The sequence below is a fragment of the Thermostichus sp. MS-CIW-26 genome (assembly GCF_054059115.1).
Map to the genome: position 1 here is coordinate 1 of NZ_JBSSBV010000009.1, position 24,965 is coordinate 24,965.

A 24,965-nucleotide genomic window follows, 5' to 3' on the forward strand; every position below is an offset into this window, starting at 1 on the left:
TTTGGCTCATAAGTTCATTGTACTTCATCAAAGCGCATTCCTCCCGGCACTGACCCTACGGGTACAGTGCGGGGCTCCTGCGATTTCTAGCTGACATCCTTGCGGCCAGATTTCCAGTGTGGGGTTTGCCAAGTCGAGCGGCTCTCTTGCAGGGGAATTGAGGGCTCAGGCAGTCCGGCAGACAGAAGCTGAAGCGGTACACTAGTCAGAAGCTTTTTTCATCGAGTCCCGTTGGGAAGACCTCTTGCGAAATCTGTTTCTTACCGGCGCTAGCGGCTGCCTGGGGCACTATGTGTTGGAGCGCCTGGCCCAGCAAAGGGATCCCGAGTTTCCTGAGCAGCCCGCCTACCACCTGTACGTTCTCATCCGCGAGACCAGCCGCCTGCGGCTGCCCCTAGAACGGTTGCCCGCCCCTATCACCCTAGTACCCGGCGATCTCCTGCGCATCCGGGAACACGCCGCTCTGCTGCGCCAGATGGATGGGCTGATCCACATGGCAGCGGCTTGGGGGGATCCCGCCCTGGCTTGGGCCGTGAATGTTACCCACACCCTGGAGCTCTTTCAGTTGTTGGATCCGGAGCGCTGTCAGCAGGTGATCTACTTTTCCACGGCCAGCCTTTTAAACCAGGACCTGGAGCCTTTGGCCATCGCCGGACGGGCCGGCACCGACTACATCCGCAGCAAGTACGAGATGCTGCTGCGGCGGCAGGAAAGCGGCTTCTGGCCGGAGCGCCTGCTCACCCTTTATCCCACCCTGCTCTTTGGCGGCAGCCCCCACCACCCCTACTCCCACATCACTGCCGGCCTCAAGGACGTTCTCCGCTGGCTGGATCTGATCCGCTTTTTGCGGGTGGATGCCAGCTTCCACTTTATCCACGCTGCCGATGTGGCCGAGATGGTCGCCCACTGGGTGGCCCATCTGCCTGGTGGTGGCGATTGGGTGTTGGGCAATCCCCCCCTCTCCTGGGATGAATGTGTGGAACAGATGTGTGCTTATTTCAAAAAACGGATCTATTTCCGAGTGCCTCTGCCCCCGGTTCTCGTTCGCGGCTTGGCCTTTCTATTTCGGGTGCGGCTTTCAGCCTGGGATGAGTTCTGTCTGCGCCAGCGCCATTTTGTTTACCCGGCCATTTCCCCAGAAACCCTGGGTTTGCGCTGCCACTTCCCCACCGTGGCCTCTCTTTTGGATACCTACCTCTAGACCACCTTTGAGTAACAGTAGAACTGGACGCTGCTTCCTTTCCCTCTGGGACGGGGGGATGAGAGCCGAGGACCCAAGGGATCCCACTCGCCTCCGACAGGGATCAGCCGGTGGGGGCCACCGTTTCTCTGATGGCCAAGGCCTGGAGCTGGGCGGCAATGCGCTCTCGGTTGAGGTTTTGCCCAATCAGCACCAGTCGGGTCAAGCGCGGCTCCTGGGGTTGCCAGGGGCGGTCGTAGTAGGTTTCAAATCGGGATCCCACCCCCTGCAGCACCAGGCGCATCGGCTTGTAGGGGACGGCCACAAACCCTTTTATCCGGTAAAGACATTCCTCTTGGGCCAACTGGCGTAGCTGAGCCACCAGGGATCCCGGCTCATAACCTCCCTCCAAGCTGAGGTAGAAAGACTCAAAAGCTTCGTGCTCATGCTCCTCCCCGTGATCGTGGTGGCTGGGGCGGCGCTCGAGCTGGTCTTCCACCGCTGCATTAAAGCCCAAGAGCACTTCTGGGGGAACCTGCCCCCGCTCACAAGGGAGGATTTGAACCTCAGGGCGCAAGTGGTGCCGCAGCCAGCTTTCCACCCGAGCTTGCTCCTCTTGGGTAATCTGATCCACCTTGGTGAGCACCACCAAATCGGCACAGCTCAACTGATCCTCAAACAATTCCTCAAGCGGAGTCTCATGGTCCAAACTTTCGTCAGCCTGCCGCTGCGCCTCCAGGGCCGCCGGATCCCCCACCAGTTGCCCGGAGGCCAGAGCCTGACCATCCACCACCGTAATCACCGCATCCACCGTGGCGCCTGTACGAATGGTGGGCCAGCGGAAAGCCTGCACGAGCGGCTTGGGCAAGGCCAGTCCTGAGGTTTCAATCAAAATGCAGTCTAGCTCCGCCCGCCGCTGCAACAGAGCTTCCATGGTGGGCAAAAACTCCTCCTGCACCGTGCAGCAGAGACAGCCGTTGGCCAGCTCCAGAATGGGGATGGATCCCTCCCCCTCACACAGTTGGCAATCCCGCAGCAACTCGCCGTCGATGCCCACTTCGCCAAACTCGTTAACCAACACGGCAATGCGGCGGCCCTGGTTGTTGAGCAAAAGGTGACGGATCACCGTGGTCTTGCCGGATCCCAGAAATCCGGTGATGACGGTAACAGGGATCTTGTGCATCTGCTCTGATGACTCAGCGCTCTTCAGTTTCCACCCCAAACTTTCTTTCTGCCAATCCTTGAGGGGGGGATGCCCAAAAAAAGGCCCCCGGCAAGGGGGGCCAAAGGTACATTCCAGAGGGACTTATGCCCTTATCGGATCGGCTTCATCCGGTAAACCGGCTCGTTCTCGCGGTTGATACCTTTCTCAAAACCGGCAGCAGCGGCGCGGGCGCGACCGGCATGCCACAGGTGACCCACGAAGAACAGGAAGCCGAAGATGAAGTTGTGAGCGGCCAACCAGGTGCGCGGGCTGGTGAAGTTCACCGTGTTGATTTCAGTAGCCACACCCCCCACCGAGTTCAGGGATCCCAGCGGCGCGTGGGTCATGTACTCCACTGCACGGCGGGCTTGCCAGGGCTGAATGTCGTTTTTCAGCTTATCCAGATCCAACCCATTGGGGCCCAGCAGCGGCTCTTTCCAGGGAGCCCGCACATCCCAGAAGCGCATCGTCTCGCCGCCGAAGATGATCTCGCCCGTGGGGGAGCGCATCAGGTATTTACCCAGACCGGTGGGACCTTGGGCTTGGCCAATGTTCGCCCCCAGGCGCTGGTCGCGCACGATGAAGGTGAGGGCTTGCGCTTGCGAGGCTTCTGGGCCAGTGGGGCCGTAGAACTCGCTGGGGTAGACGGTGTTGTTGAACCAGATGTAGCAGGTGGCAATGAAGCTCATCAGGGAAACCGCCGCCAAGCTGTAGGAGAGATAGGCCTCCCCAGACCAGATGAAGGCGCGGCGGGCCCAACCGAAGGGCTTGGTGAGGATGTGCCAGATCCCACCGGCAATGCAGATAATGCCGATGTAAATGTGGCCACCGATTACATCCTCCATGTTGTCAACGCTGATGATCCAGCCTTCCCCACCAAAAGGAGATTTAAACAGGTAGCCGAAGATCACAGCGGGGTTCAAGGTGGGGTTGGTGATCACCCGCACATCGCCACCCCCTGGAGCCCAGGTGTCATAGACACCGCCAAACCACATGGCCTTGGCCACCAACAAGAAAGCCCCCAACCCCAACAGGATCAGGTGGATCCCCAGGATAGTGGTCATCTTGTTCTTGTCTTTCCAGTCGTAGCCGAAGAAGGGGAAAGACTGCTCCAGAGTTTCTGGGCCGCGAATGGCGTGATAAATGCCCCCCAACCCCAGCACGGCGCTGGAGATCAGGTGCAGCACCCCGATGACAAAGTAGGGGTAGGTGTCAATCACCTCGCCGCCGGGACCAACCCCCCAGCCCAGAGTGGCTATGTGGGGCATCAAGATCAGGCCCTGCTCATACATAGGCCGATCCGGCGTGAAGTGAGCCACCTCAAACAGCAGCATCGCTCCCGCCCAGAAGACGATCAGGCCAGCGTGGGCCACATGGGCGCCCAAAAGCCGACCGGAGAGATTAATCAAGCGGGCATTCCCAGCCCACCAGGCAAATCCGCCTTGGGTGCGATCTTGCACCACTGCAGAACCAAATGTTGTCGAGGTCACAGAGACCAACCTCCAATGATAGTCAGGAACAAGAGACACCAAAAAAAGTTTAATTAACGCGAGCGCCTGCCGTTGGGCTCCCTGTCCACTGGGATCCGCGGCAGGGGATCCCTTGGGCAAGCGCTCATCCTCACAGAGCAGATCTCTAGGGATCTACCGCAGCTAAAGTCGAGCGAGCTCAGTGGGTTTAGAGCGCATTGCCGCGGGGGAGGACTTCTTCAGGGAACTCAAAGCGCTCATGGGGCTGGTCCTGCGGCGCCATCCAGGCCCGAATCCCCTCGTTCAGCAAAATGTTCTTCGTGTAAAACGTCTCAAACTCAGGGTCTTCCGCTGCCCGCACCTCCTGACTGATAAAGTCATACGCCCGCAGGTTCAGCGCCAACCCCACTACCCCAATGCTCGACATCCACAAACCCGTCACCGGCACAAACAACATGAAAAAGTGCAGCCACCGCTTGTTGGAAAACGCTATCCCAAAAATCTGGCTCCAGTACCGGTTGGCCGTCACCATCGAGTAGGTCTCCTCCGACTGCGTCGGCTCAAACGCCCGAAAGGTGCTGGCCGCATCCCCATCCTGAAACAGGGTGTTCTCCACCGTCGCCCCATGGATGGCACACAACAGCGCTCCACCCAAAACGCCAGCCACCCCCATCATGTGGAACGGGTTCAGCGTCCAGTTGTGGAACCCCTGGAAAAACAGCAAAAAGCGGAAAATCCCCGCCACCCCAAAGCTGGGCGCAAAAAACCAGCTGCTCTGCCCCAGCGGGTAAATCAAAAACACGCTCACAAACACCGCTATCGGCGCGCTAAACGCAATGGCGTTGTAGGGCCGCACCCCCACCAGCCGGGCAATCTCAAATTGCCGCAGCATAAAGCCAATCAGCCCCAGCGCTCCGTGCAGGGCCACAAAGGTCCACAGCCCCCCAATCTGGCACCAGCGGGTGAAGTCCCCCTGGGCTTCGGGGCCCCACAGCAGCAGCAGGCTGTGCCCCATGCTGTCGGCGGGGGTGGAGACGGCTACGGTCAAAAAGTTGCACCCTTCCAGGTAGGAGCTGGCCAACCCGTGGGTGTACCAGGAAGTTACAAAGGTGGTGCCGGTGAGCCAGCCGCCCAGGGCCAGGTAAGCGCAGGGGAACAGCAGCAGCCCGGACCAGCCGATAAACACGAATCTGTCACGCTTGAGCCAGTCATCGACGATGTCGAACCATCCTCGCTCCTGACGCACGCGCCCTACCGCTATGGTCATCTGAACTACTCCTTAAAGACATCTAAATGAATGAGGACGTTAATGAAACTACAAAGTTTGCTTCTTCGAAGCAAGAGCGGAGCCTAGGTATAAAGACTCAACCCTCGGGTCTTTTGCCTCAGTTTCCTTGAACGGCTCTTTGGCAAGAACTGCTCAGGAGTTTCCCGTTAAGTCAGGATCCCTAGCGCTTCAAGACCCTACTTAGAACCGTTTCCACAACTCGCGAGGCCCAACGGGCCATTCGAGAGCCACCAAACAAGCTTTACGGCTGTAGGCATTACAATTTAGCCTATGCCGGTAAAGACTTGTAAATTGCTTTCATTATAGAGGCGGATAGCCGGATCTCATCAAGTCTGGGAGAACGACTGTTTTTCGAGGAGTTGGGTTTGGGCCGCTACACCCTTGGAGTGAAGGCCAGGGCTGGGGATCCGATATCCTGAGAAGGCGATGTAACCCATGTGCGAGGAATCTAATCTATGGCTGGCGAGATCTTCACCACTGCTGGACTCTGCATTGTGCTGACCCTGGTGGGTGTGGCGCTTGGATACGGGATCCTAAGGGTGACCCAAGGGGGGGCAGAGTAAAGCTGTCGAGGATTTCTCCCGGGCCCGGTATCGGGCCTTGTTACAGCTCCATGTCAATTCCATGTCAATTGGCCACCTGGATATGAGGTGGGTGGCGGAAAGATGATAAACTCATGAAGATTTGTATCGTTGGCGCTGGGGCGGTGGGAAGTCACTTGGCCATATGCCTGGCTCGGTCTGGCTTTCCCGTCAGTGTCGTGGCCCGTGGAGCTCACCTGCAGGCCATCCGCACCCAAGGTCTGAAGCTCATCCGGCAGGGGGATCCCTCCCAAACCTGGGTAGAGCGGTTGACAGCCACCGACGATCCGGCTGCCCTGGGCCCACAGGACTGGCTGATAGTGACGGTCAAGGCCCACAGCTTGCCGCAGCTTGCCCCTCGGCTGGGATCCCTGTGTGGCCCCGACACCCCCATTGTGATTGCCCAGAATGGTATCCCCTGGTGGTACTTTTACCGGCATGGCGGCGAGTTTGAGGGGCATTCCCTGACTTCCGTGGATCCAGAAGGGGTTATCGCTGCTCATTTGCCGATAGAGCGGGTGATTGGCTGTGTGGTGTATATCGCCGTGCAGTTGGCAGAGCCGGGAGTGGTCTTGCACACAGGGGGTGGGCGCTACATTCTGGGGGAACCGGATGGATCTCTGTCAGGGCGGTTGCAGTCCTTGGCCGCCATCTTTGAACAGGCGCAGCTTGCCACCACTCTCACCTCGCAGATTCGGGCCGAGATCTGGCAGAAACTGTGGGGCAATGCCGCCTTCAATCCCATCAGCGCCCTCACCCGAGCTGCTCAAGATGAGATCGCTCAGTACCCACCCACCCGTGCTTTGGTTTGGTCGGTGATGCAGGAAGTTGAGGCTGTGGCCCAAGCTCTGGGGATCCGGCTGCCGGTCTCTTTGGAAAAGCGGCTAGAAGATGCAGCCCGCGTGGGATCCCATCGCACCTCGATGCTGCAGGATATTGAGCTGGGGCGACGGACGGAGATCGAGGCCATTGTGGGAGCCATCACCGAGCTGGGGCGTTTGGTGGGGGTGCCCACTCCCCATTTGGATACTCTGTATGCTTGCGTCAAGCTGCTGGAGCGCTCTCTTTAGGCTCTTGCAGGGAGCGGTAGGGTCGCTACCGAACGGCAGAGAAACGATTCGTTTGCTGGATCCCAGGCTCCCCCCTGGGGAAGTGGCTCGAACTCTAGAATGGCTGTAGCCTCGAACTGACGAGGAAGCTGAAGGTGGCTGTCCATTTTTCTCCGACTCAACCCAACTGAAATCACAGCATTTGAATTAGCAAATGATGCTTGAAAACTCCATCGTGCTCATCACCGGAGCCAGTAGCGGCATTGGGGCCGCTTGTGCCACCCTTTTTGCCCGTTCTGGAGCCCGCCTGATTCTGGTGGCTCGTCGTCAGGATCGGCTGCAGGAACTGGCTGGGGAATTGCAGCAGGCTTACGGCACTCCTTCCTACCTGCTGGCTTTGGATGTGCGGGATGGGGCAGCCGTGCAGCAGGCGCTTCAATCTTTGCCCTCGCCGTGGGCCAACATCGACATCTTGGTCAACAATGCAGGTTTAAGTCGTGGCTTGGACAAGCTCCACATGGGGGCCTTGCAGGACTGGGAAGAGATGATCGATACCAACCTCAAGGGTCTGCTCTATGTTACCCGCGCCGTTTTGCCCGGCATGGTGGAGCGAGGTCGAGGCCATGTGGTGAACATCGGCTCCATTGCCGGTCGGCAGACCTACCCAGGTGGCGCTGTGTATTGCGCTTCTAAGGCCGCCGTGCGGGCCATCTCTGAGGGGCTGAAGCTGGATTTACTGGGCACCCCCATTCGCGTCACCGAGATTCAGCCGGGCCTGGTGGAAACCGAGTTCAGCCAAGTGCGCTTCCGTGGGGATTGCGCCCGCGCGGCAGCAGTGTATCAGGGCCTCACCCCCTTGACGGCGATGGATGTGGCTGAAGTGGTGGTGTTTGCGGCAACCCGTCCCCCCCACGTGAACATCAGCGAGATCTTGCTTGTGCCCACCGACCAAGCCAGTACCACCCTCGTACATCGTCGATAAGAGGCCGGCAACCGGGCTTTCGCCTCCACTCTTGCTTCCCTGAGCGACAATGGCAGCAAAGGTGGTGGGAACATGGGACTGGAAGCCGGGATCCTGATCGGGTTGGGAATCGGTTTGCTTTGCACGTTGCTCCTGCTGTGGCAGACTCGGCGCCGTTTCAGACGCGAATTGCAGCGGTTGGGATCCCTGGTGCATCTGGCCATGCCCCTCCACTCCCTGGAACAGATGCTCAGCTTGCTCAGCCGTTATCTTCGCCAACAAGATCTGGATTGGGCCAACCAAAAACAGCAACTGCAAAACTGGCAATACCTGAGTCAGCGGCTCCCTTGGGGATATCTGCGGGTAGACGAAAACAACGTGGTGCTGGAGTGCAATCCTGCCGCCCAGCGCCTGCTGCGCATCAGCCAATGGCAGCCGGGCATCAAGCTCTTGCTGGAATGGGTGCGCTCCTATGAGTTGGATCAGCTCATCGAGGCTACCCGCCGACAGGAGACCGCTGCTCCTGTCCAAAGTCGCGAATGGATTTTCTACCCTTCCGGTGGGGATGGCAAACCGATTCCGCTGCGGGCTTGGGGGTTGCTCCTGCCGCAAGCGCACGTGGCCATTTTTTTAGAAGACCGGCTGGAAGCAAAAATGCTGGCCCAACAGCGGGATCGCTGGGCTTCGGATGTGGCTCACGAGCTGAAAACCCCCCTCACCTCCATTCGCTTGCTGGCCGAAACTTTACAAAGCCGGGTCGATGCCGCTCAAGCAGTCTGGGTGGAACGATTGCTAAATGAAACTCTGCGCCTGAGCCATTTGGTTCAAGACTTGCTCGAACTCAGCGCCCTCAATTTGGGAGCCGCATCCCGCTCCCAATGGCGTTGGGTGGATCTGGCAAGTTTGGTGCGCGAGGCCTGGCAAAGTGTAGAGCCGTTGGCCAAGCCTCGACACCAGGAACTGCACCTGAGCGGATTGTCCCAGATTTACCTCTGGGGAGATGAGCAACGCCTATACCGCCTCATCCTCAATCTCTTGGACAACGCCGTCAAGTATGGCAAGCCCGACTCTCCTATCCATGTGGTGCTTTCGGAGCAGGGATCCCAGGTGCGGCTAGAGGTGTACGACCACGGCCCCGGCCTGCCAGAGGATCAATTTGAGTTGGTCTTCCAGCCCTTTTACCGCACCGACACTGCGCGGGCCCGCAGCAAAGGCGGAACCGGCCTAGGGCTGGCAATTGTGCGGCAGATTGTCGAGGTTCATGGGGGCACCATCCAATTGCGCAATCACCCACAAACCGGTGGGCTGTGGGTTCAGGTGGAACTGCCCCGGAAGCACTTGGATCCCTTGTGAAACCCGCCCGAAGACGCTCGCGTCAGTGGCCCGCAGCCAGAATCTGGACGAGAATCGCCTAAGATTTCCCTGCTGCAGGGCTATCCATCTCAGGGGTGATCCCCTAGAATTGGGGTAGGTAATCTTTACAGTTCATCTTAAGCAGGCATTCGGAATGGGTACTGACTATCATTCCGCAGACTTGTTGTCCGAACGGGAACTGCAAGTCATTGAGTTGATTGCGGCAGGACTGACCAATCAGGACATTGCGGAACGCTTAGAGATCAGCAAACGCACCGTTGACAATCACATCAGCAACATTTTGAGCAAGACCCGAACGGCAAATCGGGTGGCCTTAGTACGCTGGGCCTTGCAATGGGGAAAGATTTGCCTGGATCAGGTAAACTGCTGCACTTTGGTCGATGACAAAATTGCTTAGTCCCATCCCATTTTGCCGGTCAAGTGTCCAGCAAAGAGTGTTGAGCGGGGGGGTTTTGGTGACTGTATTGCCCAGAAGTTATAGTCATTTCAATGAGGAATGAAACTGTTCCGTTGCAGTGCTTCCTAGCTCTTCTCTCTCTTAGGGAGAGGGATTGGGGGGCTCGCGGAAGTGATGCGGAGCATTTGGGCGACACCGCGGAGTAGTTAGGAAGCGTCTTAATCTAACTTGAAGTGACTATACTTGAGTTATTTTGAGCTACGTTGATTGGGTTGTCATACGTGAGCGTCCCCAAGCTGAAACGCTACGCTGTTCGCTACGATTCTATGCCCCTGATGGTTTATCGGGAATTGGCTGCCCATTTGGCTTGTGTTTCAGGGGTGAAAACGGAGCTGGAGTGGAAAAAAAACTCCACCTTTCGCTACCAAGACAGCCAAATAGAGGCATTGCATATTCATCAAGAACCCGATGCCGACATAGAACAAATTAAGCGTATTCTTGACCACTATGGAGCGTGGCAGTATAGCCCCTTAGAAGACTAGCTCTCTCTGCAACCCAAAAGGGATCCCTAGGGATAGGGATCCCCGGATGATTCCTCTGCAAGGTCTGGGAAAAACCAGTTCAGCGAGCAGCTTGGCCTTGGGCAGGCAGGTGCAGCTTACGAGCCAGGCCCAATCTCGCCAACAGCCAAATGGCCCAGTAGGTCATGTCGATCTCCCACCAACGCAAACCGGCCTTAACGCACTTCGGGTCGGCATGATGGTTGTTGTGCCACCCTTCACCATAGGTCAGAATCGCCGCCCACCAAAGGTTACGGGCATTGTCGTTGCTCTCGAAAGTCCGGTAACCCCAGAAGTGGCTGGCCGAGTTGATCAACCAGGTACAATGCAGCAGCAGCACTGTCCGCACAAAGATACCGTACACGACGAATGACCAGCCCCCCAGCAGGTAGAGTATCGCGGCCAACGGCAGTTGCAAAAGCAGAGCATACCTATCCAGCCAGCGGTAGAAGGGATCCCGAGCCAAGTCGGGCGCAAAGGCAAAATACTTCTCAGGGTTAAAAAATTCTTCGCGGTGGTAGATCAGCCAGAGTATGTGGCTCCACCAAAAGCCCTTACGAGCAGAATAGGGATCCCTCTCCTCATCTTCGGTAAAGGCGTGATGCTGACGGTGGCCACCCACCCAAAAGATCGGCCCCCCTTGAACGGCCAGGGCACCGAGAGTCGTGAAGACATATTCCAGCCACTTGGGCACCTGGAAACTACGATGGCTGAGCAGGCGGTGGTACCCCAAGCAGATGCCTAAGCTGCCGAAACACCAGTGGAGAAATAGGGCTACTCCCAGAGCGGGCCAGGAGAAGAAGAAAATGCCTCCCACCAAAGCCACCACGTGAAAAATGGCAAAGAAGAGCACATGTTCCCAAGCAAACCGAAAGGACTCTTGGGGCTCGGGCCGATTGAGCGGAGCGGGATGATTCAGCGATTGGCGAGAAAAAGAAGTGGTCATGAACCCACAAAACCTCAGAAGAAGAAGTAGACTAGACTGACTAGGAAAGAGCCAAAACACAAAGCCCAAGTTAAGGCCGCCGGATAACAGCGGCCCAACGTGAAAACGGAGTCAAACCCCTGAAGACACCGCCATAGCCAGCGGTGACTTGCTATGTGCTCCGCTGTGATGAACTTGGCTACACAGGAAGAAGAGGAGCAGAGGCAACGCTGCCGACATCCTCTCGCTTGACATTAAGCCTAGCGGTATTCCACCGTAAATGCAAGCGTCACTTGCAGCCCGCCGCAATTCTTCAGGTTTTCTCCTCACTATGGCACGTCCTTCTTCTCGGCAAAGGCTGCTGAATGCGGCTCGGGAGCTGTTCGTTCGTCAGGGCATCACCCAGACCACCACCCGTCAAATTGCGGATTTGGCCGGAGTGAATGAGGTCACCCTGTTTCGGCACTTCGGCACCAAGCAGGGGCTACTCCTGGCCGTATTTGGCGAGTTGGGGGTTTTTTCCGGCATTGCCGATCTGCCTCTGAAGGCGGATCCCGCCCCCTCTCAAGGTTCTGGGTTGCAAGCCATTCTCCTGCGCTATGTCCACACCTGTTTTCGGGCTTTGGCCGACAATCCTGAGCTGGTGCGCTCCCTGGTCGGAGAGGCTGGCCTTTATTCTGAGGAACATCGTCGCGCCTTGCGGCTGGGTTTTTCTCAGGCCCAAGAACAGCTGACAGAGTATTTGCGGCGATTTCCCAACTCTGAGTTGCAATCTGTCGAGCCGGATCGCCTTAATGCAGCCGTTGGGGTTTTGCATGTGATGATCCTGGGAGCAGCCATGCTGGCAGTCACCGCCGAACTGCCTTCCGTTGGCGCCGACGGAGCTGAGCTCTCTGCCGAGAAGCAAGAGGAGGAGAAGCCGGCGGATGAAAAACCAGGAGAAACCGCCGAGCCTACCAGGATACCTCCCCTCCTGCAAGCCTGCGTAGAGCTGTGGATGGCAGGCGTGGTCAATCTGTGACCGATGTAGAGACCAGATAGAAAAGAGAGGAGGTTGTAAGCCGGGTTCTGTAGTGCAGGGTTGCACTGGCGATCATCTATCTGGGAGTGATGTTGCCATCACCCTCTAGCGGCTCACCACCATCGAGAGCACCCTTCCCCAACTGTGGGTACCGTGACCTCGATGCAGCCGACAGGGGCGAAGAACAGCCATAGTCCTGCGGCTGCGGCCTTGCTTTCCACCGGGGTTTACCGAGCCAACGCCTCTCGACGTTGCTGGTGGGCTCTTACCCCACCTTTGCACCCTTACCTGTGCTGGGATCCCAGCCATCGGCGGTATGTTTCTGTGGCACTATCCTCGCGGTTACCCGCACTGGGCTTTCCCCAGCGGTGTGTTCTTCTGAAAGCCCGGACTTTCCTCATCCCGCTGTCTGGTGGCGACAGCAAGGACGCGATCGCCTGCCCCTCCTCTCTCTTCAGCTCGATCCTACTGCATCTCCCAAACCTAGAAAATCCCGGAAATCGGTACAAACTCCACGTGATCGGGAATGTTGGGGGCCAGGTGTAAGATTTGCCGGTTCAAATCCATCACCACAGCCGCCACGCTTTCGGTGCGATCCCAGGCGGGCAGATGGGGATCCGGATGGCGGCAGATGCAGTGGGGGGCATTCGTCCGGTCCTGTAGGATTTTTTGAAGAGTGACCGCCTCTAGGGTTCCGGTTTGAGCGCTCTGGCGAAGCAAATGATAGGCCCGTTCTAGCCTTGTGGAGGATCCTGTGTGGGGGGGCAGCCCATCTTCTCGCAAGGCCGGATCCAGGAAATGATTGGTGTGGGCGAGGATCCCTCCTTGAGGGAGATGCAGGCCAATTCCTCGTGGACTGATTTCAAAGCTGATTGCACTAGCGGGCTGTAGGCCTACCGCCTGTCCTGCGGTACCCGCAACGCTGACACAAGAGGACGCGGTGTAAGGATAGGATCTCACCCTCTCCACAGCTTGCTGCCACTCCTCACACTCCAACAACAAGCGCAATAGCAAATGCACCGGCATTCCCTCGGTTTGCCCATCTAGGGTAGAGCGCAAGAGGTTGAGGGCCACGGCCAACCCTGCTCGGTTGAGGCCGATTTTGGCCAGGATCCCAGCTTCGGTCAGGGTGAGGTAGGCAGGGTGGGTATCGGAGTGAACGCGCAACAGCACACAGGCCCTGCGCTGCTCCCCAAGCCAATCCCAGGCTTGGGCCAGATAGGTGTGGTGGGTGGAGGTAACCTGGGGCAAGGCCGCTAGGGTAGTACATTCTCCCCCATCCGGGTTGGCTTGGGCTGGATCGATGAGATCAATCCCCTTGAATTCATGAGCAGGATCCGGTGGGTGCTGGGGCACCCCGTTTTGGAGATTGTGTTCCAGAGCAGCGGCGCAGTCGGGATGGGATCCACCGACAACCGATCTGGATAAAATTTCGGTGCGCAAATTGAGGGCCAGAATCTCGGCAAAACGAAAGCCACTCCCCGCGGCAATGCCTTGGATTTCTTCCAGCAGGTGGGGCACGTGGCGCTCTAGCCAGGGCAGGGATCCCTCTGCTTGGGTCTGGGCCTGCTGCCAGGTGAGACCACAGCGGTAGGCAAATTGGCGGGCGTAACTAGCAATGCTGTGGCGAATGAGTTGGACCGCCTGGGATCCATACTGTTGGCCTCGTTGTTGGGGATCCCCCTGCAGATGAAGAATGGGGAACATGGTGCTGGTTTGCCCGTGACCTCAATAGGTGGGCAGGGAGGGATCCACCTCACAAGCCCAAGCGTGAATGCCGCCGCTGATGTTATGAACCTGAGTGAACCCGTTGGCCTGTAGCCACTGGCTCATCTGAGCAGAGCGGAGGCCATGATGACAGAGCACAAAAGTTGGCTGATCTGGATCCAGCTCTGTGAGGATCCGTTCCCTCCATTCCTCGTACTGGCTCAAGGGGTAGTTGCGAAAGCCCAGGGCATTTAAATTCACCAGCTCCAGCTCTGCCGGTTCCCGCACATCGATCAATTGCAGAGGGCCGGCCTCGGGATCCTGTAGGTATTGGGCCATCTGTTGTGGTGTAATGGAGCGGATGGAGAAGGACATCGCCAACTCTGGTCTACAGGGATCCCTTTTCAAGATACACCGGCTCAGCAGCTGCCCTGAGACTGCCCGCAAAGGTTAAGATGTCACCCTGATTTGGGCTTAGCCTGGGTATGGCTGTGCAACGCTTTTTGATCGACACGGATACGGCGGGAGATGATGTTACCTCGCTGCTCTTTGGGCTGCTCTGGCCCAACAGCATCCTACAGGGCTGCCCGCCGGGGTGAGTTTCATTCGAGATCCCTTTGCGGAAGTGCCCAAACCCGCCGATTATGCCAGCATCTGCAGCGGAGATACCCGTCCGCTGTTCTTTATCGGTGTGGATGCTAACCAAAACTACCTGGGGGATACCGATAACAACCCTGCCACCCTCAACCACGGTCTCACCTCGATGCTGAAGCGGGTGGATATGGCCACCTATGAAGTGATTCGCAGCGTGGTGGAAGGCAACTTTAAGGCAACTTTGTCGGCGGCATTCAAACCTTTGGCCTGGAGAACGAGGGTGTGGGCTATGCCCTGGATGAATACAACCAAGCCTTGCTCTCAGCGGATTTGGTGGCTGCTGTGGAAGCGGTGAAGCAAGACATCCTCGCCGGAACCCTCGAAGTACCTGAAGAGCGCTAGATTTTTGAGATTTTTGTTGCCGATTGATTGCGGATCCCTGGCGAAGCCTTGACTAAACAGAGGATCCATCAGAGGATGCTTTTGCTGAGGGCATTGGATCGCAACTTGGCCATCTGCACTTTGACCTCGTGGCAGTTGTTTGTTGCTCTTGTTTGTTGCTGTAACAACCTTAACCGCTAAGCGCTTGTAAGGGGCTTTCCACCTATGCTTGGCCAAGTATCCAAATCTGGTTGGGGGATCTGTTCAGCCTTGCTGCCTCTGTTGGCGGGGGTTGCCCTCGGCTGTGGGGGTGGCGGCGGCAGTTCTCCACCTCTTCCTCCGCCAGGTGGCGGGCCCATCATCCTGAGAGTGGATCCGGCCAGTGGCCCCTTTACCAAACTGGCAGACGCAGTTGCAGAGGCGCAGCGACTTCAGACTGCCACGGCGGGCCTGGAGGTGCTGATCGAGATTTTGGGGACGGGCAGGGAAACTTTGCAAAGCAACCTGGCCCTGGATGGCGGCGATGGCACCAACGGCGGTCGCATTCGCATCACCAGCTCCACCGCCTATGAGATCCTGACCGGGCTCTTTGACGTGATTGTAGCCAGCCAAACCAGCCTGCAGGGGGTAGATGTGGTGCTGGGGGGTGGACGGGTGCAGGTGAACAACGGCACTTTTCAGCCGCGCAAGGTCACCCTCAACGACCCTCGCTCCAACATCTTGGTCAACGGCAATGCTGCGGTTCTAGAGGGAGCCTTGAACCAATTGGCCGAGATTTTGTGCCAGCAATTTTTGGATCCCTGTGTGCAGATCTCTGGGAATGGCCGGGTCAGCCGTGTCTCGCCGATTGTCAGTAAAACGGGTGGGGTGGGCATAGGCACTGTGCCGGGCAGCAATCCCATCCTTGAAAACAACACAATTCTCCTGCAGGCTTTGGGGGCTTTGGCCGTTCGCTATGGTGACAACTCCGGCGGGATCTTCCGCAACAACCAAATCGAAGGGGATCCACCCACGGCTGGAGCCGGCTTGGTACTGCAGGCGCGGCAAGCAGGTACGAGTGGCACTACCGGGATTCAGCTGGATGGGGCAGGCTCAATTCCATCCATTCAATCCAACCGGATCGGCGTGGGCAGGATAGCCGGCAGTGTCGGCATTCGTATTTTGCAGGGAACCCAGGCCCGCACCATTTCCGGGAATACGTTCCTAGCTCGGGGCGAGGGCGTAGGAGTGGCAATTCAGGCGGCCCCCGGCACCCCAGATGCGGTAGTCGCAGCCTACCTGGCTGGCAATACTTTCCAAGGAAACTTTGCTCAGAGGGTCACTGGGGAACCTGCGCCCACGCCAACTCCTGCACCGACACCCTCTCCCACCCCCACTCCTGCACCGACACCCTCTCCCACCCCCACACCTCCAGTATTGGGCACCGGCCCCATTCAAGTTACCTTGAGTTGGAACACCATCGATGACCTTGACCTGTATGTTACGGATCCCACGCAGCAGACCGTGTTTTTTAACAACCGAATTGTCCCTTCTGGAGGACGGCTGGATGTGGATGCCAATGCCGACTGTGTTGCCGTAACCCAAAATGCTGTGGAGAATGTCTTTTGGGCTTCCACCCCGCCCTCAGGGCCATACTTCATCGAGGTGAGATTGTTCCGGCGCTGCTCCCAATCAACTGCTCCCATTCCCTTTACCGTAACGGTTCGCAAGAGCGGAAACGTCGCGCAGACTTTTAGCGGCTTGGCCACATCCCCTGGCTTGGCGGGTAGGTTTACGTTTTCCTTCCCCTGAAGTTAGCCAAGGCTGGCAGCCATCTGCCCTGCCCACGTATGGCCATTTTGGTTCAGACTAGGACACCACACCTATACTCATACTCAGATCTTTGATTGCAGATCGCAGGGTTCAGAAGACCTTATTTCTGCGCCCCAGGCATCTCCTTCCCACTAAGGACAGCTCCAACTTCGCGGCCTCGACGCTTTTTCTGGCCATCACCTTGCGGCAGCGGGCGATGCTGGAAGGCAGTCCCACAAGTTCAAACAGTCACATCCCCTGGGAAAGGGGCTAGGGGTGGCGGACAGCGGCGCGGAGCGCTTTGCGTCAGCATGAGTGCGGGAGTATGTCACGCTATTCCGCAGCAGCCTTGGCTGCTTTCGCTTCGGCTTCCTTAGCAGCTTTGGCCGCTCTCATTTCCGCCAGAATCTCCTCCGGTCGTTTGCCAGCCCGCTGGGATCCAGCAGGCAAGTCGTGGGGATCGATTACCCCTTTGGGCAGATAGGCAAATTCTCGCAAGGGGGTCACCATCGGGTCTTCGGTAACCTTAGAGGGCAGACGGCCCATCGCCACCTGATGGTAGTTGAGGTCATGGCGGTCGTAAGCGGCCAGCTCATAATCCTCGGTTACCGAGAGGCAGTTGGTGGGGCAAAACTCCACACAATTGGCGCAGAAAATGCACACCCCAAAATCAATGCTGTAGCTGTAAAGCTCTTTTTTCTTCAGCTCTGGGTTGTAGGCCCAATCCACCACTGGCAGGTCAATTGGGCAAACCCGAACGCAGATCTCGCAGGCAATGCACTTGTCGAACTCGAAGTGGATGCGTCCCCGAAAGCGCTCAGAGGGGATCAGCTTTTCGAAGGGGTATTGCACGGTTACCGGGCGCCGGCCCATGTGGTCGAAGACAACCCCCATCCCTTGGCCGATGTACTTGGCGGCTCGGAAGGCATCGCCCACATATTCTTTGACACGCTTGAGAAACGTCATGACCTATGTTCTCCCTCTCTTGCCTCTTTACTTCTCATTCAACCCCCAAAAAAGGTGGGGAAGGCGAGCTTTAGGGCTGCCGTCAGCAGCAAGTTAACAAAGGATACGGGCAGCAAAAACTTCCACCCCAAGTCCAGCAGTTGGTCAATGCGCACCCGCGGCAAGGTCCAGCGCAGCAGGATGGCCAAGAAGATGAAGATAAAAGCTTTGACCATCGTCATGACAATGCCTAAGGCCGCCGCGCCGATCTGCAAGAAAGGGTTATCCAAAGGAATCCCGGCAAGTGCAGCAATCGTTTCCACCGGCACCACAAACGACCAACCCCCCAAGTACAGCACTGCCGCAATCAGAGAAGCCAGCAGCAAGTTGGCGTAGGATCCCAGATAAAAGAGGGCAAACTTCATGCCGGAGTACTCCGTTTGGTAACCGGCTACCAGCTCTTCTTCTGCTTCCGGCAAGTCGAACGGGATCCGCTCCGTTTCCGCCAGAGCCGAGATCAGGAAAATGACAAAGCCAATGGGCTGCCGCCAGACGTTCCAGCTCAGAATGCCCAGGCCACTCTGCTGTTCGACGATCCCCACCGTGTCCAGACCGTTGCTCATCAACACCACGGCCAACACTGACAGGGCCAGCGGCAGTTCGTAGCTGATCGATTGAGCTGCCGCGCGTAGCCCACCCAGCAAGGAGTACTTGTTATTGGAACCGTAGCCCGACATCAACAAACCGATGGGTTGCACGCTGGAGGTGGCGATCAGGAAGAACACGCCAATGGCAATGTTGGAGATCAATAGGTTCTGGCCAAAGGGAACCACCAGGTAGCACAAAAAGACGGGCAGGAAAACCAATATCGGCCCCAGCGTAAACAAGACTGGGTCGGCCAAGATGGGCAGAACATCTTCTTTGGTCAGCAGCTTGATGCCATCGGCAATCGGGATCAGCACCCCCTGAGGGCCGGCCATGTTGGGGCCAATCCGCTGTTGGGCTGCTGCCGAGATCTTGCGCTCCAGCCAAGTCATGACCATCACCCCCAAGGTGGCGGCGATGATCAGCAGCAACATGGGCAGGGGCATCCAGAGGGCATGGGCTGCACCTGCTCCCAAGCCTAGGTTCTGTAGGGCAGTCTCGAAGCCAAGTTGTAGGTCGATACCAGCGTTTGTCATGGGGGTGAGTAGCTCCCTAGAGATGGCGGGTTGGGTAGGGTTTGGGATCCCTGTAGCTAAGTTTTCCCGTTGGGATCCGATTGGGGGGGACGGTTGCGGCGGCGTAGCTCCTGCTGGATGATGGCCTGAAGGCGAGCATCAGATAGCTCTTCCGCGCGGCGGCGCCTTTCCTCTTGGTACTTAGCCCATTGCTTGGGGCCAATAATCGCAGCAATGACAGACACAATCAACAGCGGCAGAACCAAGATCGCCCAGGCCATTGCCTTTGTCCTCGCTTTCCGTAAGTATCTTAGCGATCCACCTCGCCCATGATGATGTCAATGCTGCCGAGGATGGCGATCATGTCGGCTACCTTCATGCCGCGAATCAACTGAGGCAGTACCTGCAAATTGACAAAGCCGGGGGGACGGATCTTCCAGCGCCACGGGCAGACGTTGTCGTCACCAACAATGTAAATGCCCAGCTCCCCCTTAGCGCTCTCCACCCGCACGTAGGCTTCCCCCTTGGGGATCTTGAAGTTGGCCGAAGGCTTTTTGCTGATGAACTGGTAGTCGCCTTTGTTCCACTCCGACTTCGGCCCCTCCAGCATGCGCTTGGCTTCTAGGTTTTCAAAGGGGCCGCCCGGCAGAGCCTTCACCGCTTGCTGCACGATCTTGCAGGACTCGCGCATCTCTTTCATGCGCACCCGATAGCGGGCTAGGCAATCCCCTTCGGGATAAACGGCCACCTCCCAGTCGAAGTCGTCGTAGCATTCGTAGTGATCCACTTTGCGCAGATCCCAGTTGACGCCGCAGGCCCGCAACATGGGACCCGACAGACCCCAGTTGATGGCGTCTTGCTTGGAGATGGCTCCCACCCCTTCCAGCCGTCGGCGGAAGATGGGGTTGTCGGTCACCAGCCGTTCGTACTCATCCACTTTGGGCAGGAAATACTCACAAAAGTCTAGGCATTTTTCCGTCCAGCCGTAGGGCAAATCCACTGCTACGCCGCCTACCCGGAAATAGTTGTTGTTGATCAGGCGCATGCCGGTGACGGCTTCAAACAAGTCTAGGATCCACTCCCGCTCCCGCATGGCGTAGAGGAAGGGGGTTTGGGCGCCCAAATCCGCCAAGAAGGGACCAAACCAAAGCAGGTGGTTGGTGATGCGGGTCAGCTCCAGCATGATCACCCGCAGGTAGCTGGCCCGTCTGGGCACGCTGATCCCGGCCAGTTTCTCAACGGCATTGACGGTGATGGCCTCGTTGAACATGCCGGCCCCGTAGTCCCAACGGGAGACGTAGGGCAGGTATTGCACCACCGTGCGGTTTTCGGCGATTTTTTCCATGCCGCGGTGCAAGTAGCCAATCACCGGTTCGCAATCGACGATGTTTTCACCGTCTAGGGTGACCAGCAGGCGCAAAACCCCATGCATGGAGGGATGGTGCGGCCCAAAGTTGAGCAACATCCGGTCGGTACGGGTCTCGATCATGGGCATGGGCATAGCCGCCGCCTCCGCAACTGAAGAATGTTCATGGTCTGCAACATTTGCAGTATAGCGGTTTTCTTCTGCCTTCTCGGGATCCCATGCCATCAAGGATCCCAATCCTCGATATTGAAAGTCTCCAGGGGAACTCAACTAGAGTGAGAGAAAAAGGAGGAAGACCGATGGCTATATCCCGTTCACCCTCGAATGGCTCATCCCGACGAGAGCAGCAACATCCGCAATATGCCACCGACCGAGCTGCGCTCGATGAGCTGATGGTGCAGGCTCAGGAGAGGCCCCTCTCCGAGTGGGTGCTGGCGGAAGTCGCCCGTTTGCGCATCCGTTACCACGGCTTCCCCGGCGCCTGGGATCTGCAGCGGGATTTGGATCAAATCCTGGAACAGTGGGGCCTGAGCGAAGAAGAGCTGTTCGCCCGGACTCGCCAGATCCATGCCCGCGGCCAGGTGTACGACCGCAGCTTTAGCACGCGAGACGACTGGGCCTAGTGGAGGGTTTGGGTCGGGATCCCTTACCCCCCTGAGAGAGGGGAGTTTGCCGGTTGTTCATGAGACGTGAAGCTGCTCGGCAAAGATGGGATCCAAAGGCACATCCAGGGCGGCAATCACCTTAGTCCAGAAGTTCATGAAGCCAATCCAAGCCGATAGCTCCACCAGATCTTCATCTGACCAAATGGCTTTTAGCTGGGCAAAGAAGCTATCGGTCACCACCATGCTGGGCACGGTCATCCGCTCAGCGTACTCGATGGCCAGCTTTTCCGCCTCGGTGTAGAGGGTGCTGGTGCGGGCCTGGGCCACCGCCGCAATTTTGGCAGGGGAGGCGCCGTACTTTTGCGCCTGCAGGGTGTGGTAGGGAAGGCAGTAGTGGCGGCAGCCGTTGATTTGGGCAATGCGGATGCTGACCAGCTCCTTCAGCTCTTCAGGCAAGTTGGGGTTTTGGGTGCGCAGCGCCCCGTAGAGGTTCATCACGGCTCGCATCAGTTGGGGCTTGTGGGCCATCACCTGCAGGGGGTTGAGGGCGGTGCCGTAGGTTTTTTCCAGGCTTTCGTAAACCTTTTGCAGTTGCTTATCGGCTTTCTCTGGGGTAACAGGAGGGATCCGCATGGACAGTCTGTAAAATTGCAGCATTCTCGACTTTAGCGCGTCTGGGGGATCCACCCAAGCCTGGGGGGCGCTTCACGGTCTGGGGGAGGGATCCCTTCTCCCGTTGAGAAGGGGGCCTTGGTCTTTTGGTTTCGTTCCAGACACTCCTGCAGGGCTTGCAACCTGTCAAGGATTGCCCAAGGATTGCTCAACGGCTTCCACCTGCTGCTGGGTGGCTGTGGCCCCTTGGTTGAGGGTTTGCTGGATCTGTTCCCGAGATTGGTAAATCTGCAGCGGCCCACCTTGAGGGATCCCTTGCTGGGCAGCTTCTGGGCTGGCTTGCTCTGGTCTCGGCTCCGAACTCAGCGGGTTGCGATAGAGGCGGTTAACCAGCAAAAATCCCACCAGCACCACAGCAGTTGCCACCAAAAGCCGAACCATACTCGGATCCCTTGCAAGCTTCTGATTCTAGAATGCCCTCAAAGAGCATTAGGTGGTCAGATGTCGGGCAAAGTTGCGCAAACTTCCCAGCCGGTACGGGTTGGCATTGGCGGCCCGGTGGGATCTGGAAAAACCGCTTTGGTGGAAAAGCTCTGCTTGGCGCTGCGGGACCACCTGTCTTTGGCGGTGGTGACCAACGATATCTATACCCGCGAGGATGCCGAGTTTTTGGTGCGGGCCAAGGCCCTGGAGGCAGAGCGGATCATTGGCGTAGAGACCGGCGGCTGCCCCCACACCGCCATTCGGGAAGATGCCTCCCTCAACCTAGACGCCATTCAGGAGCTGGAGCGCCGCTTTTGCCCCCTGGATCTCATCTTGGTGGAATCGGGGGGGGACAACTTGGCAGCTACCTTCAGCCCGGAGCTGGTGGACGCCTGCATTTACGTCATCGACGTGGCCGAAGGGGACAAGATCCCGCGCAAAGGCGGGCCGGGGATCACCCGCTCCGACCTGCTGGTGATCAACAAGATCGATCTGGCTCCCTATGTGGGAGCAGACTTGGGGGTGATGGAACGGGATGCCCGTCGCATGCGGGGAGATAGGCCCTTTGTCTTTACCAACCTGCGCACGGGTGAGGGGCTGGAGCAGGTTCTCAGTTGGCTGGAGCGGGAGGTGCTGTTTCGCCCCATCAAGGCCGACCCCCCCTCGGTGAGCCGCCTGTGAACTTCGGTAAGGCCATCTTGAAGGCAACCCGCCGAGGCGAACATACCCGTATTTGGGAGTATTCTCAGGCTCCCCTGCAATGGCTGGGATCCCCTGGGGAGCCACCTGTGTACTACCTGCGCAACCCCAACGGCGGCCTGCTGGGTGGGGATCGCCACCGGATCGAGATCGGGCTGGGGCCAGGCTCGGCGCTGGAAATTCGCACCCAAGGGGCAACGCGGCTGCATCCCGGCTTGATTCGGCAACAGGTCAAGGTCAAGCTGGCCCCCACCAGCCAGTTGATCTGGATCCCTCACCCGACCATTCCGGGGGCAGGGGCAGACTTTCGCCAGCAGGTGCAGATCGAACTGGATCCCACAGCCCGCCTGGCCTATGCCGAGATCTGGACTGCCGGACGGCTGGCCATGGACGAACGCTGGCAGTTTGAACATCTTGCCAACTGCTTGCAAGTTTGGGTCACTGCTGGGATCCCATCCTCCCCCGAGGGGAGAAAACTCTGGCTGCAGGAACACATAGACCTGCACTTTCCCCATCGGCAGGTCTCCGCCGCGTCAGTGCTGGGATCCCATCTCTGTTGGGGATCCCTGTACTTGCTGGGGGATTGGCCGGAACCCACTTGGCTGACCGTTCACATCAGCGGAACGGAGTCCCCATACTGGCTGGTCAAGTCTCCGGATCCCATCTGTAAGGGTTGGATTCTGCGCCAGGTGGGGCCACAGGCAGAGGCCATTTGGCGGCATTTTGGCCAGGTTGCACTACAGCTTGCTCAAGCCAAGGGTGGCTCACCCCAGGGGTGGTAGACTAAGGCTGACTCAAACCAACTGGTTGACCCAAGGCCGGGACGGAGTCCTTTGAACGCTGCTCAACGGATTCTCAGACGCTCTGTCCTCAGGGGGCGAAGTCGCTGGCTGCTCCTCTACGAGAAGGGGATGGCCCTGCTGGCCCTGAGCAACCTGTGCTTGGTGCTCTTCGACATGAGCTATGTGCCTGGGCGAGATTTTTGGCTCCAGGGTCGGGTGCAAATTTTTGGCGCCTTTGGTCCTCCCATTCCGCTGCCGATTCTCTCCGAAGAAACCAGCCGTTCCCCGGTGACCGACCTATACGATCCCATCAAAGGTATCGAGCCCAACCCCGAAACCCAGCGCTACTTGGCCTTGGTGGATGAGCTGCGCCAGGTTACCCTGCGGTTTGGCGTGGAGTCGGAAGCGGCAGCACCAATCCTGGCCCGCTTGCGGGAGCTCAGCGACGAGATGATTGAGACCAATCCCTTTCAGGGCGCCAACAAAACTGGCCAGTTTGTGCGTATCCTCAATTTGATGCGGGAGCACATCCCAGAAGCCGACTCTGCCAGAGCCGCCTTTGCCCGCTTTTGGACTGCTGAGTACTTGGCCAGCGCCGATCCCGCAGATGGAATTGAATTTTTCCAGACCCGGCTGCGCCCCCTCTTTGAGACCAACTATTTCCGCCCCATTGGTGAGAGCGGTAACCCTGTTGACTTTTTCCCGGTGCTGGATTTTCCCTTCGTGCTTCTGTTTGGGCTGGAATTTTTGCTGCGCACGGTGGCCATCAGCCGCCGCTACACCGGCGTCAATTGGCTGGATGCCATGCTCTGGCGTTGGTACGATGTGCTGTTGCTGCTGCCCTTTTGGCGCTGGCTGCGGGTGATCCCCGTCACCATCCGGCTGGGACAAGCACAGTTGCTGGATCTGGAGCGGGTACGCGCCCAGGTGAGCCAGGGCTTTGTTACCAACTTCGCCGAGGATCTGACGGAAGTCATTGTCGTGCGGGTGATCAACCAAATCCAGGTATCCATTCAGCGGGGATCCCTGCCCCTGCTGCCGGCAGCGCGTACCCAGCGCGACTACATTGATATCAACAACACCAACGAGCTGGAGGCGATTGCCAACCTGGTTTTTCGCATTGTTCTCTACCGCGTTTTGCCCCAGGTGCAACCGGAATTGCAACAACTGCTCCGCTACAACCTGGATGGCCTGCTCAAGCAGTTGCCTGCTATGCAAACTCTAGAACAGCTTCCCGGCCTGGGATCCCTGCCTGGCCAACTGACGGAGCGCCTGGCCAACGAGCTGACCACCACCACCTACAAAACCCTGACGGGCAGTTTCGAGGATCCCGTTGGCTCCAAGCTGGCAGCGCAACTGATGCAGCGGTTTGGTGAGGTCTTGGCACGGGAACTCACCCAGGAGCACGCTTTGGAGGAAATTCGCTCTCTCCTGCAAGACTTGCTGGAAGAGATCAAAATTAACTACGTCGAGCGGCTATCCCACGAGGATCTGGAGGAGGTGATGGAGCAAACCCGCCAGCTTCGGCAAAAGGCCCAGCAACTGGAGAAAGACCGCCGCCGATAGAGTTCGGGGGATTGGTTGACGAGGTTTCGCCAGTTCAGTAGGATAATGGTTCCAAGTCGGGCGAGTGGCGAAACTGGTAGACGCACCGCACTCAAAATGCGGCGGGAAACCGTGTCGGTTCGAATCCGACCTTGCCCATGCTCCTCAAATCTGTAGGGCTCGCCGCTTTCTGTGTTTGGTAGGTTGATCCCTCTCGCCTCTTCTCACCAAAGACCCAGTGATAGAAACGGCCAAGCCCTTCTGGAGTAGGTTGTAGGGCATCTTG

25 protein-coding genes, 1 tRNA gene, 1 other RNA gene and 1 pseudogene are annotated in these 24,965 nt (G+C 57.9%); 15 read left to right on the forward strand and 13 right to left on the reverse strand.

What is annotated here, in order from left to right:
• Nucleotides 1-244 precede the first annotated feature (244 nt).
• Nucleotides 245-1,201, forward strand: a complete 957-nt coding sequence (locus ACVWZU_RS04770) for an NAD-dependent epimerase/dehydratase family protein (RefSeq protein WP_457443628.1) — start codon at nt 245-247, stop codon at nt 1,199-1,201.
• A gap of 103 nt (nt 1,202-1,304) precedes the next feature.
• On the opposite strand, the gene cobW is transcribed toward ACVWZU_RS04770, so the two are convergent.
• The 3 genes from cobW to psbD all read right to left on the reverse strand — a co-directional run bounded on the left by cobW (nt 1,305) and on the right by psbD (nt 5,120).
• Nucleotides 1,305-2,363: a cobalamin biosynthesis protein CobW gene (gene cobW, locus ACVWZU_RS04775; protein ID WP_457443630.1), complete on the reverse strand. Its 1,059-nt coding sequence runs from the start codon at nt 2,361-2,363 to the stop codon at nt 1,305-1,307.
• Nucleotides 2,364-2,494: 131 nt separating this feature from the next.
• The gene (gene psbC, locus ACVWZU_RS04780) at nt 2,495-3,874 is read right to left on the reverse strand and encodes a photosystem II reaction center protein CP43 (protein ID WP_457443632.1); all 1,380 of its coding nucleotides are present in this window, start codon (nt 3,872-3,874) and stop codon (nt 2,495-2,497) included.
• A gap of 187 nt (nt 3,875-4,061) precedes the next feature.
• Nucleotides 4,062-5,120: a photosystem II D2 protein (photosystem q(a) protein) gene (gene psbD / locus ACVWZU_RS04785; RefSeq protein ID WP_414332488.1), complete on the reverse strand. Its 1,059-nt coding sequence runs from the start codon at nt 5,118-5,120 to the stop codon at nt 4,062-4,064.
• A 476-nt stretch (nt 5,121-5,596) separates the two neighbouring features.
• Between psbD and petM the strand changes: the two genes are divergently transcribed.
• The 6 genes from petM to ACVWZU_RS04815 all read left to right on the forward strand — a co-directional run bounded on the left by petM (nt 5,597) and on the right by ACVWZU_RS04815 (nt 10,045).
• Complete coding sequence (gene petM / locus ACVWZU_RS04790) at nt 5,597-5,704, forward strand: cytochrome b6-f complex subunit PetM (protein WP_011432492.1); 108 nt, start codon at nt 5,597-5,599, stop codon at nt 5,702-5,704.
• 113 nt (nt 5,705-5,817) lie between these two features.
• The gene (locus ACVWZU_RS04795) at nt 5,818-6,792 is read left to right on the forward strand and encodes a ketopantoate reductase family protein (RefSeq protein ID WP_457443634.1); all 975 of its coding nucleotides are present in this window, start codon (nt 5,818-5,820) and stop codon (nt 6,790-6,792) included.
• A gap of 193 nt (nt 6,793-6,985) precedes the next feature.
• Nucleotides 6,986-7,753 (forward strand): SDR family oxidoreductase, encoded by a 768-nt coding sequence (locus ACVWZU_RS04800; RefSeq protein ID WP_457443636.1) that lies wholly within the window; start codon nt 6,986-6,988, stop codon nt 7,751-7,753.
• 72 nt (nt 7,754-7,825) lie between these two features.
• Nucleotides 7,826-9,085 (forward strand): sensor histidine kinase, encoded by a 1,260-nt coding sequence (locus ACVWZU_RS04805; protein ID WP_414419099.1) that lies wholly within the window; start codon nt 7,826-7,828, stop codon nt 9,083-9,085.
• Between the two features lie 154 nt (nt 9,086-9,239).
• Nucleotides 9,240-9,503, forward strand: a complete 264-nt coding sequence (pedR, locus tag ACVWZU_RS04810; RefSeq protein ID WP_011432496.1) for a photosynthetic electron transport-dependent transcriptional regulator PedR — start codon at nt 9,240-9,242, stop codon at nt 9,501-9,503.
• Nucleotides 9,504-9,784: 281 nt separating this feature from the next.
• Nucleotides 9,785-10,045 carry a hypothetical protein gene (locus tag ACVWZU_RS04815; RefSeq protein WP_414343320.1) on the forward strand — a complete coding sequence of 87 codons (261 nt, stop codon included), beginning with the start codon at nt 9,785-9,787 and terminating at the stop codon, nt 10,043-10,045.
• A 79-nt stretch (nt 10,046-10,124) separates the two neighbouring features.
• Here the strand turns inward: ACVWZU_RS04815 and ACVWZU_RS04820 are convergent, their stop codons facing one another.
• Nucleotides 10,125-11,009, reverse strand: a complete 885-nt coding sequence (locus tag ACVWZU_RS04820; RefSeq protein ID WP_414383804.1) for an acyl-CoA desaturase — start codon at nt 11,007-11,009, stop codon at nt 10,125-10,127.
• Nucleotides 11,010-11,319: 310 nt separating this feature from the next.
• Between ACVWZU_RS04820 and ACVWZU_RS04825 the strand changes: the two genes are divergently transcribed.
• On the forward strand, nt 11,320-12,009 hold the full coding sequence (locus ACVWZU_RS04825; protein ID WP_457443639.1) for a TetR/AcrR family transcriptional regulator: 690 nt from the start codon (nt 11,320-11,322) through the stop codon (nt 12,007-12,009).
• 20 nt (nt 12,010-12,029) lie between these two features.
• Here ACVWZU_RS04825 and rnpB read toward each other — a convergent pair.
• From rnpB to ACVWZU_RS04840, 3 genes are all read right to left on the reverse strand, one after another.
• Nucleotides 12,030-12,460: RNase P RNA component class A (gene rnpB / locus ACVWZU_RS04830), an RNA gene on the reverse strand.
• A gap of 32 nt (nt 12,461-12,492) precedes the next feature.
• On the reverse strand, nt 12,493-13,716 hold the full coding sequence (locus tag ACVWZU_RS04835) for a C45 family autoproteolytic acyltransferase/hydolase (RefSeq protein WP_457443641.1): 1,224 nt from the start codon (nt 13,714-13,716) through the stop codon (nt 12,493-12,495).
• Between the two features lie 21 nt (nt 13,717-13,737).
• Nucleotides 13,738-14,091, reverse strand: a complete 354-nt coding sequence (locus ACVWZU_RS04840; RefSeq protein ID WP_414343313.1) for a rhodanese-like domain-containing protein — start codon at nt 14,089-14,091, stop codon at nt 13,738-13,740.
• Nucleotides 14,092-14,311: 220 nt separating this feature from the next.
• Between ACVWZU_RS04840 and ACVWZU_RS04845 the strand changes: the two are divergent.
• Together ACVWZU_RS04845 and ACVWZU_RS04850 are read left to right on the forward strand one after the other, a co-directional pair.
• A pseudogene (locus tag ACVWZU_RS04845) lies at nt 14,312-14,712 on the forward strand (BMP family lipoprotein); the annotation flags it as partial.
• A 249-nt stretch (nt 14,713-14,961) separates the two neighbouring features.
• A complete protein-coding gene (locus tag ACVWZU_RS04850; protein ID WP_457443643.1) occupies nt 14,962-16,482 on the forward strand; it encodes a right-handed parallel beta-helix repeat-containing protein in 1,521 nt (506 codons plus the stop codon).
• A gap of 333 nt (nt 16,483-16,815) precedes the next feature.
• Here ACVWZU_RS04850 and ndhI read toward each other — a convergent pair whose 3' ends face one another.
• From ndhI to ACVWZU_RS04870, 4 genes are read right to left on the reverse strand one after another with little or no spacing between them, the layout of a single operon-like run.
• Nucleotides 16,816-17,448, reverse strand: a complete 633-nt coding sequence (ndhI, locus tag ACVWZU_RS04855; protein ID WP_414331863.1) for an NAD(P)H-quinone oxidoreductase subunit I — start codon at nt 17,446-17,448, stop codon at nt 16,816-16,818.
• A gap of 38 nt (nt 17,449-17,486) precedes the next feature.
• Nucleotides 17,487-18,608 (reverse strand): NADH-quinone oxidoreductase subunit NuoH, encoded by a 1,122-nt coding sequence (gene nuoH, locus ACVWZU_RS04860; RefSeq protein ID WP_414331864.1) that lies wholly within the window; start codon nt 18,606-18,608, stop codon nt 17,487-17,489.
• A gap of 56 nt (nt 18,609-18,664) precedes the next feature.
• Nucleotides 18,665-18,868 (reverse strand): hypothetical protein, encoded by a 204-nt coding sequence (locus ACVWZU_RS04865; protein ID WP_414331866.1) that lies wholly within the window; start codon nt 18,866-18,868, stop codon nt 18,665-18,667.
• Between the two features lie 29 nt (nt 18,869-18,897).
• The gene (locus tag ACVWZU_RS04870) at nt 18,898-20,082 is read right to left on the reverse strand and encodes an NAD(P)H-quinone oxidoreductase subunit H (protein WP_041437160.1); all 1,185 of its coding nucleotides are present in this window, start codon (nt 20,080-20,082) and stop codon (nt 18,898-18,900) included.
• A gap of 170 nt (nt 20,083-20,252) precedes the next feature.
• Here ACVWZU_RS04870 and ACVWZU_RS04875 point away from each other — a divergent pair, with 170 nt between their 5' ends.
• Nucleotides 20,253-20,576, forward strand: coding sequence for a DUF3288 family protein (locus tag ACVWZU_RS04875; protein ID WP_457443645.1), 324 nt, complete (start codon nt 20,253-20,255; stop codon nt 20,574-20,576).
• A 57-nt stretch (nt 20,577-20,633) separates the two neighbouring features.
• Here the strand turns inward: ACVWZU_RS04875 and ACVWZU_RS04880 are convergent, their stop codons facing one another.
• Both ACVWZU_RS04880 and ACVWZU_RS04885 read right to left on the reverse strand, forming a co-directional pair.
• Nucleotides 20,634-21,191, reverse strand: coding sequence for a carboxymuconolactone decarboxylase family protein (locus tag ACVWZU_RS04880; RefSeq protein WP_457443647.1), 558 nt, complete (start codon nt 21,189-21,191; stop codon nt 20,634-20,636).
• A 165-nt stretch (nt 21,192-21,356) separates the two neighbouring features.
• A complete protein-coding gene (locus tag ACVWZU_RS04885; RefSeq protein WP_041436298.1) occupies nt 21,357-21,611 on the reverse strand; it encodes a hypothetical protein in 255 nt (84 codons plus the stop codon).
• 60 nt (nt 21,612-21,671) lie between these two features.
• Between ACVWZU_RS04885 and ureG the strand changes: the two genes are divergently transcribed.
• The 4 genes from ureG (at nt 21,672) to ACVWZU_RS04905 (ending at nt 24,838) form a co-directional block, all read left to right on the forward strand.
• On the forward strand, nt 21,672-22,334 hold the full coding sequence (ureG, locus tag ACVWZU_RS04890) for an urease accessory protein UreG (RefSeq protein WP_011432513.1): 663 nt from the start codon (nt 21,672-21,674) through the stop codon (nt 22,332-22,334).
• A complete protein-coding gene (locus tag ACVWZU_RS04895) occupies nt 22,331-23,134 on the forward strand; it encodes an urease accessory protein UreD (RefSeq protein ID WP_457387743.1) in 804 nt (267 codons plus the stop codon). The genes ureG and ACVWZU_RS04895 overlap by 4 nt, the downstream gene beginning before the upstream one ends.
• Before the next feature lie 51 nt (nt 23,135-23,185).
• Nucleotides 23,186-24,700 (forward strand): hypothetical protein, encoded by a 1,515-nt coding sequence (locus tag ACVWZU_RS04900; protein WP_457405756.1) that lies wholly within the window; start codon nt 23,186-23,188, stop codon nt 24,698-24,700.
• 58 nt (nt 24,701-24,758) lie between these two features.
• Nucleotides 24,759-24,838, forward strand: a tRNA-Leu gene (locus tag ACVWZU_RS04905).
• Nucleotides 24,839-24,965: the final 127 nt, after the last annotated feature.

Excerpts from the sequence above, each read along its gene's own strand:
- cobW (WP_457443630.1), bottom strand. The coding sequence starts at position 2,363 with ATGCACAAGATCCCTGTTACCGTCATCACCGGATTTCTGGGATCCGGC.
- psbD (WP_414332488.1), bottom strand. The coding sequence starts at position 5,120 with ATGACCATAGCGGTAGGGCGCGTGCGTCAGGAGCGAGGATGGTTCGAC.
- petM (WP_011432492.1), top strand. The coding sequence starts at position 5,597 with ATGGCTGGCGAGATCTTCACCACTGCTGGACTCTGCATTGTGCTGACC.
- ACVWZU_RS04795 (WP_457443634.1), top strand. The coding sequence starts at position 5,818 with ATGAAGATTTGTATCGTTGGCGCTGGGGCGGTGGGAAGTCACTTGGCC.
- ACVWZU_RS04800 (WP_457443636.1), top strand. The coding sequence starts at position 6,986 with ATGATGCTTGAAAACTCCATCGTGCTCATCACCGGAGCCAGTAGCGGC.
- ACVWZU_RS04805 (WP_414419099.1), top strand. The coding sequence starts at position 7,826 with ATGGGACTGGAAGCCGGGATCCTGATCGGGTTGGGAATCGGTTTGCTT.
- pedR (WP_011432496.1), top strand. The coding sequence starts at position 9,240 with ATGGGTACTGACTATCATTCCGCAGACTTGTTGTCCGAACGGGAACTG.
- ACVWZU_RS04820 (WP_414383804.1), bottom strand. The coding sequence starts at position 11,009 with ATGACCACTTCTTTTTCTCGCCAATCGCTGAATCATCCCGCTCCGCTC.
- ACVWZU_RS04825 (WP_457443639.1), top strand. The coding sequence starts at position 11,320 with ATGGCACGTCCTTCTTCTCGGCAAAGGCTGCTGAATGCGGCTCGGGAG.
- ACVWZU_RS04835 (WP_457443641.1), bottom strand. The coding sequence starts at position 13,716 with ATGTTCCCCATTCTTCATCTGCAGGGGGATCCCCAACAACGAGGCCAA.
- ACVWZU_RS04840 (WP_414343313.1), bottom strand. The coding sequence starts at position 14,091 with ATGTCCTTCTCCATCCGCTCCATTACACCACAACAGATGGCCCAATAC.
- ndhI (WP_414331863.1), bottom strand. The coding sequence starts at position 17,448 with ATGACGTTTCTCAAGCGTGTCAAAGAATATGTGGGCGATGCCTTCCGA.
- nuoH (WP_414331864.1), bottom strand. The coding sequence starts at position 18,608 with ATGACAAACGCTGGTATCGACCTACAACTTGGCTTCGAGACTGCCCTA.
- ACVWZU_RS04865 (WP_414331866.1), bottom strand. The coding sequence starts at position 18,868 with ATGGCCTGGGCGATCTTGGTTCTGCCGCTGTTGATTGTGTCTGTCATT.
- ACVWZU_RS04870 (WP_041437160.1), bottom strand. The coding sequence starts at position 20,082 with ATGCCCATGATCGAGACCCGTACCGACCGGATGTTGCTCAACTTTGGG.
- ACVWZU_RS04875 (WP_457443645.1), top strand. The coding sequence starts at position 20,253 with ATGGCTATATCCCGTTCACCCTCGAATGGCTCATCCCGACGAGAGCAG.
- ACVWZU_RS04880 (WP_457443647.1), bottom strand. The coding sequence starts at position 21,191 with ATGCGGATCCCTCCTGTTACCCCAGAGAAAGCCGATAAGCAACTGCAA.
- ACVWZU_RS04885 (WP_041436298.1), bottom strand. The coding sequence starts at position 21,611 with ATGGTTCGGCTTTTGGTGGCAACTGCTGTGGTGCTGGTGGGATTTTTG.
- ureG (WP_011432513.1), top strand. The coding sequence starts at position 21,672 with ATGTCGGGCAAAGTTGCGCAAACTTCCCAGCCGGTACGGGTTGGCATT.